Here is a 13584-nt window from a genome sequence, read left to right as displayed (position 1 = left end):
CATGAAAAACTATAAATTACTAACACCAGGTCCATTAACAACTACAAGTACGGTCAAAGAAGAAATGCTCTTTGACCGATGTACTTGGGATAATGATTATAAAGAAATAACGCAAAAAATTAGAACACAAATTCTAGATCTAGCAAATGCGTCAGAAGAAGATTATACAGTTGTTTTAATGCAAGGTAGTGGTACATTTGCAGTTGAATCAGTTATTAGTTCAACAATCTCAAAAAATGACAAAGTATTGATTGTAACCAATGGAGCATATGGCGAACGTATTGTAAAAATGGCTAAATATATTGGACTCGATTTCATCCAATATAGCATTGCATATGATGAACTTCCTAAAGAAGAAGAGCTAAGAGATATTATTGAAAAAGATCAAGCGATTACTCACATTGTGATGGTTCATTGCGAAACAACAACTGGAATTTTAAACCCAATTGAAATGGTAGCCGATCTTTCAAAAGAATATAATAAAACGTTAATCATCGATGCAATGAGTAGCTTTGGTGGAATTGAAATTGATGTTCAAAAACTGGAAATAGATTACTTAATTAGTAGTGCGAATAAATGTATTCAAGGAGTACCAGGATTTGGATTTGTTATTGCAAAGCTAAATCAGCTTGTTCAATGTGAGGGAATTGCTCGAAGTTTATCTTTAGATTTATTCGATCAATGGAAGGAAATGGACAAGGATGGAAAATGGAGATTCACTTCTCCAACTCATGTAGTTGCAGCGTTTTCAAAAGCGATTGATGAATTAATTGAAGAAGGTGGCATTTCTGCTAGGTTTGCTCGCTACCAGAATAATAACCGTGTTTTAAGAATGAGACTGAAAGAAGTGGGAATACACGCATATATTGCTGAGGAAAACCAATCGCCAATTATTACAACCTTTTTATTCCCAAGTGAACAGTTTAGCTTTGAAAACTTTTATTACTTCATAAAGGAAAAAGGATATGTAATCTATCCTGGTAAGCTAACAGATGCTGATACTTTCCGTGTAGGAAATATTGGAGAAATTTATGAAGAAGACATCCAAGGTTTATGCAATATTATTGAAGAATATATGGGAGTGGTGACAAAATGAACAAAGTTGAAGGAATTATTTTAGATTGGGCTGGTACAACAGTTGACTTCGGATGTTTTGCGCCAGTAAATGTGTTTATCGATATTTTTAAAAATGCTGGAATTGAAGTAACAATGGAAGAAGCTCGAGCACCAATGGGTATGTTAAAAATCGATCATATTCGTGAAATGCTTTCAATGCCTAGAATTTCTAAGCTTTGGATCGGAAAATATGAGAGACCATTCAATGAACAAGATGTGAATATACTTTATGCAAACTTTGAGCCAGCTCTAATGGCTTCACTATCTGACTATGCAGATCCGATTCCTGGAGTCATTGAAGTAGTACAGGAATTGAGGAATAAAGGTCTTAAAATAGGTTCAACAACAGGCTACACTAATAAAATGATGGATGTAGTCGTTCCAAATGCTGAGACGAAAGGCTATTATCCAGACTTCTATATTACACCTGACGAAACAAATTCATTTGGTAGACCTTATCCGTATATGATTTACCGTAACATGGAAGCATTAAAGTTAACAGCCCCATGGAAAGTCGTGAAAGTGGGCGATACGATTTCGGATATTAAAGAAGGAATTAATGCAGGTGTTTGGTCTGTCGGCGTCATTATCGGAAGTTCAGAAATGGGACTTAGTTTAGAAGAGTTTAGTAGTTTAACAGATAGTGAGAAAGAAGCAATCATTTCAAAAACTGAACAATCATTTAGACAAAATGGTGCAGATTTCACAATTAAATCAATGAGTGAATTACCTATGTTAATTGAAAGAATTAATGATTTAATTGTAGATGGTAAGAAAGTTACATGTTAAATACTCATTTGAAAAGAGAAGGCGATATTAACTCAAGCCCTCTTCGCACAGAATGGATGGATCAATTAAATCAAACTAGTAGAGATGTCATTCAAGAGGATGATAGAGTTTTTGTAAGACAATCAATGTCTACGCCTTGTCTTAATGGAATAGTCGATGCTAGTGGAAGTTATCTAATTGATGTGAACGGGAACAAATATTTAGATTTTCATGGAAATAGTTCACATCAAGTTGGATATAAAAATCCATATGTAGTTGATGCAATCAAAAGACAAGTTGATGAACTTCCATTTATCCCAAGAAGGTTTACATCTGAGATTGTCATTAATGCAGCTAATGCATTAGTAAATAAAACAACTTCAAAAGATTACAAGGTTCTATTTACTCCATCTGGAAGTGCAGCTGTCGGGTTAGCCCTTAAAATTGCGCGAAAGGCAACTGGGCGTCATAAAGTCATCTCAATGTGGGAATCATTCAATGGAGCTGGTTTAGATGCAATTTCAGTTGGAGGGGAATATGTCTTTAAAAAGGATATGGGCCCACTTATGCCTGGTACTTTAAAAGCAATCCCTTTTAATGGATATCGTAATCTATTAAAAAGTGATTCGCATGAAGAAGTAGCAAATTTTTGTCTAGACCATATCGAATATATGATAGAGAATGAAGGAGAAATTGGCGCAATCTTATTAGAACCAATTCGAGCAACTGATACACATATTCCACCAAAGTCTTATTTTAAAAGACTAAGAGAAATATGTGATCGAAATGGAATTCTATTAATATTTGATGAGATACCGACAGCCTTAATGAGAAGTGGAGTATTTTATGTTCATCAAAAATTTGAAATCGAGCCTGACATTTTAGTTCTTGGAAAAGGGCTAGGTGGAGCGGTCATTCCTCAAGCTGCAGTACTGACTCGTACAAAATACGATGTTGCTGAAGAAATATCACTTGGTCATTATACACATGAAAAACCGGCATTAGGATGTGCGGCGATTTGTTCAACCATTGAGTATATAGACGACTACAACTTAGAAGAGAATTGCCGAGTACATTCCGAAATCGTAAAAACAAAGCTAGTTCAACTTTATGAACAGTATGAGAAGATTGGCGATATACGAGTTGCCGGATTATTGATTTCTATTGAATTAGTCAAGTCACGTGATACAAAAGAAAAGAATGATGAATTAGCAGAAAAAATTCTTTATTTTTGATTCAATAATGGGCTTTCATTTAAGCTATCCGGTGCCAATTGCATCACATGGCATCCACCTTTAATTGTTACAAAAAATGAGTTAGAGTTTGCTGTTGGACTTCTTGAAGAAGGCTTGAAAAGGTATAGTTAATTCTTATAAGTGTAGCTAATATTCAGCATATGAGAATAGCTATACTTTTTCTTTGTAACAATTACAAATTAAAAAAGGGCAGCGACAAATAATTTCCTGTGCTGCAAATAAGTATAATAGAACTGCAAATAACGAGTTAACCAGTGTAAATAAATGGTGAAATGATGCAAATAAACAGCTAACTGTAAATAAAATCTGAGAATCGCAAATAATTTCTGGTGTTGCAAATAAGTTTAATAGAACGGAAAATAGCGAGTCCAATTGTGCAAATAGATGGTGAAATGATGCAAATAAACAGCTAACTGTAAATAAAGTCTGAGAATCGCAAATAATTTCTGGTGCTGCAAATAAGTTTAATAGAACGGAAAATAACGAGTTCAATTGTGCAAATAAATGGTGAAATGATGCAAATAAACAGCTAACTGCAATTAAAAATAGAGAATCGCAAATAAAATTAGCATAACTACAATTAAATCCCAAGGACCGCAAATAAAATTAAAAGTTACCCATACTGGTAAGGGTATTGCAAGTTGGGAAATGTACAATCGTAGTACCAAAACAGCTCTTTTTCTAACTAAACCGAATAAAAATCTGCAAATGATCTATGAAAAAAATCAATTAGTTCAACTACAAATGGTAAGTAACCCAGAGATACCCCCTCTAAGATATGGCTACAGAATTCCCAACCATGATACATTCTATTTATAATTAAAAAGGGGGCACCCAAGAGCCAGTTAACCTAACTTATGGGCCAACCCCCATGGACTATCGTATTATTTTAAAATTATTTCACTAATCCGCCTCTTAACTTAGTTACACCAAATTCTAAATAACATTTTAAACAGCTAAGCATAAATACCCAGCCTTCTTTATTATCGATTAAATGATGAACATATTCTGGGTTGCTTTCACTAAAGCCTTCTTCCACCACTTCAATAATTGTGTTATTTTGATCTTGTTCATTTAATGTAATCGTTACGATATTTCCTTCTTCTGTAGGTCCCCAAGCAAATACAATCTTCTTATTTGCCTCAACTTCGATGATTTTAATTTTACCTTCTGCATTGTAAAGATCGTATTTTAAGGTAATGACTTTTCCTTCTTCCCATCGTTCAGAGCTAGAAGAAAACCAAAAGTTACCTATTTTAGTTGGATCAACAAATGCCTCAAATATGTCTTTTGCTGGTTTGAAAATATTAAACTTAGTCACATTATTCATTTAAGTATCAGCCCACTCTCAATTAGTTTCATATGTATCATCATTGTCCTTACAAACTTATTTTAAACTTTTATCTTTTAAATGTGAATATTGAGTCGTAATATTCAGATAATATTCTTTTAATTTTAACTAATCAATAATAAACTATTACGCTAAAAAGGATAGGCATCTGCCTATCCCAATTGATACTTTTAATATCGATCCGATTCATGACCCATGTTTTTGGCATTGTCAGACGCGACATCAGCTGCTTCGGTGCTAGTGTGTTCAGTTCGATTACTATTCGCTTTTTCTAAACCTTTGCGCACTCTGCGTCCGTATTCTTCATCAGCTTTTGTAAAATAACCAACCATCGTTTCTTGGATATGAGGCTTACAAACTTTTAGTGCATCCACTAAATTTGAAATTAGTTCACTTTTTTCAGTTTCGTCGAAAGCACGGTAAGTATTGCCAGCTTGGATAAAGTCGTTAGGTCGGTCAATTTTTTGTCGTACTAACTTATTATTGTACGAAGGTTCATGATCTTTTCCATTCTTTGGCGCTTCTTTTAAACCACCTAGTGATGAAGGTTCATAGTTCACATGTGGGTTTTGACCTGGCGCAGCGTCAACTTTATATTCCATTTGTCCATCACGTTGATTTGTTGCTACATGATTTTTTGGTGAATTAACTGGTAGTTGTAAGTAATTTGTTCCAACTCGATATCGTTGTGTATCTGAGTACGAAAAAGTACGACCTTGAAGTAATTTATCATCTGAAAAATCCAATCCGTCAACTAGAACGCCTGTCCCAAATGCAATTTGTTCAACTTCTGCAAAATAGTTTTCTGGATTTTTGTTTAATACCATTTTTCCAACTGGTAAAAAAGGAAACTTTTCTGGATCCCATAGTTTCGTAGGATCAAGTGGATCAAAATCAAGCTCCGGATGCTCATCATCACTCATGATTTGTACACATAATTCCCATTCTGGATAATCGCCTTTCTCAATAGCTTCGTAAAGGTCTTGAGTTGCATGATTATAATTTGTAGATTGGATTTCATCTGCTTCACGTTGGGATAAATTTTTTATTCCCTGTTTTAGCGGTTCCCAGTGGTATTTAATAAGTACTGCCTCGCCATCTTTGTTTACCCACTTATATGTATTAACACCGGACCCTTGCATTTGTCGATAGTTAGCTGGAATTCCCCATGGTGAAAAGATAAATGTAACCATATGAGTGGATTCTGGTGTTAGATGAAGAAAATCAAACATTCTTTCAGGATCAGGAAGGTTTGTTACTGGATCTGCTTTAAATGAGTGAACCATATCTGGAAATTTTAAAGGATCACGAATAAAAAAGATTTTTAAATTATTACCGACTAAATCCCAATTTCCATCTTCAGTATAAAACTTTGTAGCGAAGCCACGTGGATCACGTAAAGTTTCAGGAGAATGTCCACCACCTACAACTGTGGAAAATCGAACATACACAGGTGTTTTTTTCCCCTTCTCTTGAAATAATTTTGCTCTAGTATATTTAGAAATTGAGTGATCGCCTACTTTTCCATAGGCTTCGAAATATCCTTGTGCACCGGCTCCACGAGCATGCACTACGCGTTCTGGAATTCGTTCACGATCAAAATGTGAGATTTTTTCAAGAAAGTCATAGTTTTCTAAAGTTGTTGGTCCCCGATTACCAACGGTTCTTACGTTTTGATTATCTGTTACTGGATGGCCTTGCCGATTCGTCAATATTTCTTCATTGTTCGCTTGATTATCCATAATTTGCCTCCATTCATACAAATACAAAAATTAGAATGTCCATAAATTTGGAAGGATATGCAAATTTTTCCTGTTAGATGTATCGGATTAGTACAATTGAAAAGTTTACAATTTGGATACATCTCATGACCAATTTTGAAACATTGATTCAATATTATTGAGAAGTAAAGTGAGAGGAGGAATTTAAAGTGAAGAAAAAATTATTAAAAGCTTTTGTATCAACTATGGCTTTATCTGGCGCATTATTAGTTTCAAATGGTGTAACAGCCGTGCCGACACATGCTAGTGCAGCAGTTTTAAATGCTCCGATTAGTGTATATGAAGTAACTGCAAGTGTATTAAACGTAAGAAGTGCTCCAAATACAAGTTCAAAAGTAGTAGACACTTTAAGAAAGAAAGATCAAATTGAGATTGTAAAATACTATAATGCTAGCTGGGCGCAAATTAAAACAACAACTACTAAAAATGGTATAGCTTATGTAAGTACTAAATACTTACAAAAAGTACCGACTACTGTTACAACAAAAGCTAATTTAAATTTACGTAGCGGTCCTAGTACAAAAAATAAAATTCTTACAGTAATTCCTAAAGGTGCAAAAGTCAGCTTCCTTGGCTATCAAACTGAAGGAAAAACTCAAATCGATTATAATTGGGCAATTGTTTCTTACAATGGTAAAAAAGGATTTGTGAGTACTAGTTATTTAAATATGAAGTAATCAAAAATGGCTAGAGCTAATTTTAAAAATTCAAAATGACGAAATCGTAACGAGAAATCCAGTGAAATATGATTTAAAAAGATTACCTTAACTTCGAGTTAGTTATTTCATTTCCCTATTCCCAAAAAAAGAAAGTGAGCTAAAAGCTTACTTTCTTTATTTTGATCTAATAAGGAAGTACCTTATAAGCTAACTTATTAATTATCTCTTTATGTTCAGGGTATTTATTATGTAATTGCTCTTGAGTAAATAATTCAAAGTCTTTAAAATCAAATCCAGGTGAAACCATACAGCCTACTAATGAAAAAGTATTTTCTTCCATAACTGATGAACCAAAAATAGAATTTTTCGGTACTAAATATTGAAGAACTTCACCATTTTCTAAATGAAGTCCTAATTTTATTTCTTCGTATTGACCATTCTCATGTATAACATGAACCGTTAATGAACTTCCTGCATGGAAATACCATAATTCATCAGACTTTAATCTGTGAAAATGAGAAATATCATGTGATTGTAGCAAAAAATAGATACTAGTATAAAGCAATCTATGATCATCAAAAATTACCGTTAATTCACGATCAGATATTTGCTCCTTTGATTGATAGGTAGATTTGTAATATCCCCCTTCTGGATGTGCTTCTAGTCCAAGTTTAGAAATCCAATATTCTGGATTATTATTAAACATTTTATCAATCCTTTCTATTACTTCTTCCACATCTTACCTTAATTTTTGTTATTTCTATGAAAAATATGTTGAAATTATCTTATTTTAATAAGATGAATAGTATAAATTAGTTGATGGAACATTTTAAAAAAGTACAGAATTTTCCCAATATACAAATTAATAGAAATAGATTACATTAAACTTATTAAATGAAAAAATATGGAGCGGAAGTTCGATGTTTAAAAAAGGGATTTTATATATAGTGGCAATTTTTACGATTTCGATCATTATTAACCAAACAATTTTGTCTAAAGATGAAAAACCGGAAGTTAAATTTGAGCTAGCAGATAAAACAATTCCTTATAAAATAGCAAATTATTCTTGGGGAAAATTATTAAATAAAGATAAATCAGCAATTAGTACATATAAAAATATTAAAGAAGAAGTAGCTATTCCAGCATTAGAAGGAGAGCTTCTAAGGATTTATTTTTCGGAAAGACCCGAAAATGTGGAAATATTAGAACACACAGGGTCTAAGAAAACATATATTTATGAACATAATTTAGATAATTATGGAAGTTACTCATTCCAACTTGGATCTAAAAAAGGGGAAAGAATATATGAAGTAAAAGGTATTTGGAAGGGGAATAATTATTTTACTTATTTGATAAAAGTAAAGGTTATTTAAAAATAAAGGCATTACTTCAAAACTAGAAGTAATGTTTTTTATTTCCACTAATTTTTAGTAACGATTAATTTCGAAAAAAAGTATAAATGAGGTATAATATTAAATGTAAATGTTTGGCGAAAGTCAAATACATAGTAAATTAATCGTAGATTTAAAGTTGAAAGAGAGTGGAACAAGATGGGGCGTAAATGGAATAATATTAAAGAGAAGAAAGCTTCAAAAGATGCAAATACTAGTCGTATTTATGCAAAGTTTGGACGTGAAATATATGTAGCAGCGAAGCAAGGTGAGCCGGATCCAGAATCAAACCAAGCTTTAAAAGTTGTACTAGAGCGTGCGAAAACCTATAGTGTACCGAAACATATTGTTGATCGTGCGATTGAAAAAGCAAAAGGTGGTTCTGAAGAAAGCTTTGATGAACTTCGTTACGAAGGTTTCGGACCAAATGGATCAATGGTAATTGTTGATGCACTTACTAATAATGTAAACCGTACAGCTGCAGAGGTTCGTGCTGCATTTAGTAAAAACGGTGGTAACCTTGGTGTAACAGGTTCAGTATCATATATGTTCGATGCAACGGCTGTAATTGGACTTGAAGGTAAAACTTCTGATGAAGTTCTTGAAATCTTAATGGAAGCAGATGTTGATGTTCGCGATATTTTAGAAGAAGAAGACGCTGTTATTGTTTATGCTGATCAAGACCAATTCTATGCAATACAGGAAGCGTTTAAAAATGTAGGTATTACGGAGTTTACAGTAGCTGAATTAACAATGTTAGCGCAGAATGATATAACTCTTCCAGAAGATGGCTTTGCAAAGTTTGAAAAAATGTTAGACGTTCTTGAAGATATTGAAGATGTTCAACGAGTTTACCACAATGTGGACTTAGGTGAATAGAAGCTTTTCTACAGGAGCAACAATGAAAGTTAAATTTATTGCTTAAATTATTAGCCAGATATCTTAATTGATGTCTGGTTTGTTTTTTTGTTTACTTATCCTGACAGGAAATTTGCTTCCATTTAAATAATATTAATAATTATAATAATTTTAAAGGAGCTATTAAAATGAATAAATATTTGAAAATTGCCTTGTTGATTGCAGGTTTGATAGCTGTTTCATTTTTATCTTGGAAAATTGTTAAAATTATTGTTTTTGATAAGGAATACCATGTTACAAACATAAAATACGATAACGAAAAAATTCCTCCAGTTACAAAAGAAGGAGCAGATATTGCAAGGACACACGATATTTTAAATAATTTAACTGGCTGGTTAAATTATCAACAATTCAAAAATCCAAATTCTCCAGCTTGGGAAGATAAAAAAACTGAATTGGCATATGTACCTACATATCTTGAAAAATTGCTTATCAAAGCAGATAAAAATAGAGATTTGTATGATGATTTAGATTTGGCAAACAAGCTAATAAGATTGGCGATTGATAAAAAAGATGTAAAAGCTTTATTGTACACTCATCGAATAATGCACGATTTAGACAATAAGCTTAATTATTCTGAAGGAAAAATTGTTGTTTTCAATAGCGCAAAAGCTGGAAATGGCAATGCTGAAAGAGTTGACAATTATATTGCTTATTTGAATAAACATCAATGAAGAAGTTAGCTAAATGGCTGTCTTTTTTTATGGTAATTGATTTATGTTGACGCTGAGCTTATGATAAATGTAGCGATTCAGACAGGAAAACAACGATTGAAAATGCTGGTGTTTCAACGTTTGTCATAAAATTTTAGAAGTTGTTCAACGAGTTTACCACAATGTAGATTTAGGTGAATAGCAGATTAGCAACAATAAAGATAATGAATTAAGATAAACGCGTTCAAATAGATGAATTAATTTTCATCTGTATGGACGCGTTTTTTGTTCTTTTGAAATAAGCATTTGGTCAGGATTACCCATAGAATTTTATGATCCATAAGTGGAAAACAGGAAAATATGAATAGAACAGAGAATAGTATTGTTAGTCAAGATTTGCTAAAGAATTTCGGATATTATATTCAATTTGAGGAGATCTATACATATGGATAAATTATTAAAAAACGGGTACAAAACATTTAAGTACGCGGCTCTTAGAATTGGTGTATTTTTGTTAGTTTTAGCAACTCCAGTAGGTATTTTAATGAGCTTTAATGCTAATGCTGATGAGCGACAAGAACAAGAAATAAATTATTATGAACAATCCGTTGGGGAAAAAGGATTGAAGTTAGAAGAACAACGAAGAAATGCAGTTATTCAAATTAAAAATAGCTCAACAGGCTTTGAAACTAAAGTTAGCTGTGATGCTGACTCAAACTCGGTATGTGAATAAAATTATACCTAGATTTGAGGTAATACATATTCTTGATTTTATTTATGGAGGAGTAAATTATGGAAGAGACGATTAAACAAAATAGCTTCACTCATAGGGAGCTTGCTGCTTCATGTTTTAATAAAGTGTGGGATCTACTTGAATTAGGAAATAGATCTCAAAGTGAAACAGAAGAAATGGTTCATTTATGTCATAGCTCTTTTTGGCATTGGACAAAAGTAGAGAGCCATACACCAAGAAACATATCGATTGGATATTGGCAATTATCACGTGTGTATGCTGTTATAGGGCAAGGAGAAGCGGCTTTAGATTATGCAGAAAAATGTGTCAAAATTAGTTTAGAAGCAGAGGTAGAGCCATTTTACATTGCATATGCATATGAGGCTTTATCAAGAGCGTATGCAAAACTAAATCAGCCTCCTGAGAGCTTAGCTGCTAAAACCAAAGCGTATGAATATGTAAAAGATGTAAAGTTTGAAGAAAGTAAAGATATGTTGCTGAAAGATTTAGATACAATTTAATCAGTTTTGTTTTAGCAACTAGGCTAATTGATTTGGGAAGAAACTACAGATGACTTAAAAAGGAGATCTCAAAGTCAGCGTACTTTTGAGACCTCCTTTTTTGTATAAATTTTTTGGAGAAAATGCATAGATAAAGACAGGGAAAAAGATTAAATACATAAAAAAACCACAAGGGAAATTATCACCTAGTGGACTTTCTTCATTTATCACGGTCTTTATTGAGAACATATTTTTATTTAAATAACTTTTAAATCATAAATACTTGAAATGACCCATTTATTTTTTATTTTAACAAGATCAAGTGTTACATTACATATATTTCTACCGTTTTTATAATTTCCTTCAGGCTTTATCCCGTCAACAAATGTTATTTCGTATTTTATATGTACCGTAGTTTTATGATCTTTCTTATTTAAATGAATGACAGATAGATTATCACCGATGAATTTTGCATCAATTACGTTAGACATTATCTTAGTAAAGTAGTAAGAGTGATTGCTGATTTTTAATGAATCTACTACAACAGAGTTATAAATCTCAACATCTTTCCACTTTAAAGCTGTAATGTAGTTTCTTACAGAATTTTGAACATTTTGTTCAATTATTAATTCAGTAGACGCTTCATCGTCTAATCTCTTCTGTTTTTCTTTTTCAATAGATAGTTTTAATGTTAATATAATAATGAAGGTTATTCCAATAATTACCAAATATAAAGTGAGTGGTTTTTTTGTCATATGGGACCTCTACGAGTATAAATTAATTTGGAAGATTACTAGCTTAAATTTATTAAATTACTTGGTGGCTTGAAAACTAAAAACTATATTTAAATTATTTATAGAAATAAAAATAGCTTTAATCAAAAAAATCGCAAGATGTAATGATTACATCTTGCTTTAAAACTGGTTATTAAATGGGGGTGCATTTAAAAAATACTAATGAAGTTATTAGCCGTTAGTATCGTTTAATTGCTTGTACTAAAATCATACCATTCTGTTTGACTTTTTTGTATTGGGAAAATTTTTTGAATATAATTTGTCTGAAAAAAATCGAAAATGTATATTAATGTGTCGGAAAATCTAATAAAATTTAATTATTAAGAGAAAATTAAAAATATTAATATAAGAAATTAATAGTTTCTAGTCATATAAATATCTATTTTAAATAAAGGCGAACAGGAGATTTTATTATGGATTATGGCATGATGATCTTTCATCATCGAAAAAAATTAGGATGGACCCAGGAGAAATTATGTGAAGGAATATGCTCTGTTTCGCATTTAAGTAAAATTGAAAACGGTACAAAAGAGGCTGGTATAGAAACGATTGAATTGCTTTTAAAAAAGATGCGAGTTGAAATAGATGAAAATGATAGTATAGATGAAGTGACTGGTCAACTTAAACGATTATGGAATTCAATCGAACGAGCTGACTATGATTCTAGTAAAACGCTGTTTGAAGAATTGATTGGTAAAGAGGAAAGTATAAATTATACTAATATATCAAATGATTTTTGTATTACAATTTGGAGATATTATATTTTTATTGAAGATCTTAAAATGGCAAAGAAAAAATGGAAACAACTTGAGGCAAAAAAGAAGAAATTTTCCCAATATGAAACGATAAAATATTTGTTTACACTATCAATATATTACATAAAAGAAAAAAGATATAATGACTCTCTTCTAGTAATGGATGAAGTACAAGAAATTACGCCAAACCTCGAGATCGATTTCCAGGAATATTGCTTCTATAGAGCTTTAGTATATAGCTTTATTAATCAGACTTCTTTATCTATGTATTTTTGTAATAAAGCAATTCCTATTTTTCTACAAAATAATAATATTAAACGAATTCTTGATGCAAAAATGTTACTTTCACTTCAATTAATTAAGAGCAAGTTTTTAGATCGAGCCGAGCAATTTCTAATTGAAATACTAGATTCTTCTGTCATATTAAGTGATAAAACAATACATATGAGTGCTTTACATAATTTAGGCTATTTATACTATCATTCTAATCAACATAAAAAAGCAATAAAGTATTATCAAGACTATTTATCTAACATACAGGAGGGTACTGAAGAATACTTTTTAGTCATTTCAAATATAGCGAATAATATGATGATCATAAATGATTACGAGACGGCTACAAAGTTGTTATGTAAGAATCTCTCCAAAATAAAGGATAGAAATAGTGCATCCTATATTCGAATGAAGGTTTTATTACTAGAGGCAAAAAAGGACGAAGCAAATTTAGTTCCATATTTACGTGAAGTGGGCTTGCCATTATGGGTACAAACCAATGATCATGAAAAATTAATCAAATACTATGATGTTGTTACAGATTACTATGAAAAACACGAATCGTTAGAAAAACAAAACATGTTATATAAAGAATACAATAGCACTCTATTAAAAATTATCGAAAGTAGGAAATAA

13 protein-coding genes and 1 pseudogene are annotated in these 13584 nt (G+C 31.8%); 10 read left to right on the top strand and 4 right to left on the bottom strand.

Going from position 1 to position 13584, the window contains the following annotated elements:
- The first annotated feature begins 1 nt into the window (after window position 1).
- Genes phnW through pbfA form a run of 3 tightly spaced genes read left to right on the top strand, consistent with a single transcriptional unit; the run spans window position 2 to window position 3119 of the window.
- Window positions 2-1096, top strand: coding sequence for a 2-aminoethylphosphonate--pyruvate transaminase (gene phnW, locus CN946_RS12995; RefSeq protein ID WP_098861500.1), 1095 nt, complete (start codon window positions 2-4; stop codon window positions 1094-1096).
- Window positions 1093-1905: a phosphonoacetaldehyde hydrolase gene (gene phnX, locus CN946_RS12990; RefSeq protein WP_098861499.1), complete on the top strand. Its 813-nt coding sequence runs from the start codon at window positions 1093-1095 to the stop codon at window positions 1903-1905. The genes phnW and phnX overlap by 4 nt, the downstream gene beginning before the upstream one ends.
- Entirely contained in the window at window positions 1899-3119 is a 1221-nt protein-coding gene (gene pbfA / locus CN946_RS12985) for a (R)-1-hydroxy-2-aminoethylphosphonate ammonia-lyase (RefSeq protein ID WP_286133923.1), read from the top strand. The genes phnX and pbfA overlap by 7 nt, the downstream gene beginning before the upstream one ends.
- Window positions 3120-4035: 916 nt before the next feature.
- On the opposite strand, the gene CN946_RS12980 is transcribed toward pbfA, so the two are convergent.
- Both CN946_RS12980 and CN946_RS12975 read right to left on the bottom strand, forming a co-directional pair.
- Window positions 4036-4470, bottom strand: coding sequence for an SRPBCC domain-containing protein (locus CN946_RS12980; RefSeq protein WP_098427890.1), 435 nt, complete (start codon window positions 4468-4470; stop codon window positions 4036-4038).
- Window positions 4471-4661: 191 nt separating this feature from the next.
- Window positions 4662-6215, bottom strand: a pseudogene (locus tag CN946_RS12975) (catalase); the annotation flags it as partial.
- Between the two features lie 206 nt (window positions 6216-6421).
- Here CN946_RS12975 and CN946_RS12970 point away from each other — a divergent pair.
- The gene (locus CN946_RS12970; RefSeq protein ID WP_286133922.1) at window positions 6422-6949 is read left to right on the top strand and encodes an SH3 domain-containing protein; all 528 of its coding nucleotides are present in this window, start codon (window positions 6422-6424) and stop codon (window positions 6947-6949) included.
- Window positions 6950-7115: 166 nt separating this feature from the next.
- Here the strand turns inward: CN946_RS12970 and CN946_RS12965 are convergent, their stop codons facing one another.
- Window positions 7116-7637 carry a cupin domain-containing protein gene (locus CN946_RS12965; RefSeq protein ID WP_098861497.1) on the bottom strand — a complete coding sequence of 174 codons (522 nt, stop codon included), beginning with the start codon at window positions 7635-7637 and terminating at the stop codon, window positions 7116-7118.
- 214 nt (window positions 7638-7851) lie between these two features.
- Between CN946_RS12965 and CN946_RS12960 the strand changes: the two genes are divergently transcribed.
- The 5 genes from CN946_RS12960 to CN946_RS12940 all read left to right on the top strand — a co-directional run bounded on the left by CN946_RS12960 (window position 7852) and on the right by CN946_RS12940 (window position 11147).
- Window positions 7852-8304: a hypothetical protein gene (locus CN946_RS12960; protein WP_098861496.1), complete on the top strand. Its 453-nt coding sequence runs from the start codon at window positions 7852-7854 to the stop codon at window positions 8302-8304.
- A gap of 177 nt (window positions 8305-8481) precedes the next feature.
- Entirely contained in the window at window positions 8482-9201 is a 720-nt protein-coding gene (locus CN946_RS12955; protein WP_098861495.1) for a YebC/PmpR family DNA-binding transcriptional regulator, read from the top strand.
- Window positions 9202-9368: 167 nt separating this feature from the next.
- Entirely contained in the window at window positions 9369-9914 is a 546-nt protein-coding gene (locus tag CN946_RS12950; protein WP_098861494.1) for a hypothetical protein, read from the top strand.
- A 424-nt stretch (window positions 9915-10338) separates the two neighbouring features.
- Complete coding sequence (locus CN946_RS12945) at window positions 10339-10626, top strand: hypothetical protein (protein WP_098861493.1); 288 nt, start codon at window positions 10339-10341, stop codon at window positions 10624-10626.
- 59 nt (window positions 10627-10685) lie between these two features.
- Window positions 10686-11147 carry a hypothetical protein gene (locus CN946_RS12940; RefSeq protein WP_098861492.1) on the top strand — a complete coding sequence of 154 codons (462 nt, stop codon included), beginning with the start codon at window positions 10686-10688 and terminating at the stop codon, window positions 11145-11147.
- Between the two features lie 236 nt (window positions 11148-11383).
- Here the strand turns inward: CN946_RS12940 and CN946_RS12935 are convergent, their stop codons facing one another.
- Entirely contained in the window at window positions 11384-11881 is a 498-nt protein-coding gene (locus CN946_RS12935; protein ID WP_098861491.1) for a hypothetical protein, read from the bottom strand.
- Window positions 11882-12333: 452 nt separating this feature from the next.
- Here CN946_RS12935 and CN946_RS12930 point away from each other — a divergent pair, with 452 nt between their 5' ends.
- Window positions 12334-13584: a helix-turn-helix domain-containing protein gene (locus tag CN946_RS12930; RefSeq protein ID WP_098861490.1), complete on the top strand. Its 1251-nt coding sequence runs from the start codon at window positions 12334-12336 to the stop codon at window positions 13582-13584.

This window comes from Bacillus sp. AFS053548, assembly GCF_002575105.1.
Taxonomy (GTDB): domain Bacteria; phylum Bacillota; class Bacilli; order Bacillales; family Bacillaceae_G; genus Gottfriedia.
The sequence above is the reverse complement of the archived record's forward strand: the minus strand, read 5'-3'. Positions and strand labels throughout refer to the sequence as shown.

Bases quoted from the DNA above. Each gene is read 5' to 3' on its own strand.
- phnW (WP_098861500.1), top strand. From the start codon at position 2: ATGAAAAACTATAAATTACTAACACCAGGTCCATTAACAACTACAAGT.
- phnX (WP_098861499.1), top strand. From the start codon at position 1,093: ATGAACAAAGTTGAAGGAATTATTTTAGATTGGGCTGGTACAACAGTT.
- pbfA (WP_286133923.1), top strand. From the start codon at position 1,899: ATGTTAAATACTCATTTGAAAAGAGAAGGCGATATTAACTCAAGCCCT.
- CN946_RS12980 (WP_098427890.1), bottom strand. From the start codon at position 4,470: ATGAATAATGTGACTAAGTTTAATATTTTCAAACCAGCAAAAGACATA.
- CN946_RS12965 (WP_098861497.1), bottom strand. From the start codon at position 7,637: ATGTTTAATAATAATCCAGAATATTGGATTTCTAAACTTGGACTAGAA.
- CN946_RS12960 (WP_098861496.1), top strand. From the start codon at position 7,852: ATGTTTAAAAAAGGGATTTTATATATAGTGGCAATTTTTACGATTTCG.
- CN946_RS12955 (WP_098861495.1), top strand. From the start codon at position 8,482: ATGGGGCGTAAATGGAATAATATTAAAGAGAAGAAAGCTTCAAAAGAT.
- CN946_RS12950 (WP_098861494.1), top strand. From the start codon at position 9,369: ATGAATAAATATTTGAAAATTGCCTTGTTGATTGCAGGTTTGATAGCT.
- CN946_RS12945 (WP_098861493.1), top strand. From the start codon at position 10,339: ATGGATAAATTATTAAAAAACGGGTACAAAACATTTAAGTACGCGGCT.
- CN946_RS12940 (WP_098861492.1), top strand. From the start codon at position 10,686: ATGGAAGAGACGATTAAACAAAATAGCTTCACTCATAGGGAGCTTGCT.
- CN946_RS12935 (WP_098861491.1), bottom strand. From the start codon at position 11,881: ATGACAAAAAAACCACTCACTTTATATTTGGTAATTATTGGAATAACC.
- CN946_RS12930 (WP_098861490.1), top strand. From the start codon at position 12,334: ATGGATTATGGCATGATGATCTTTCATCATCGAAAAAAATTAGGATGG.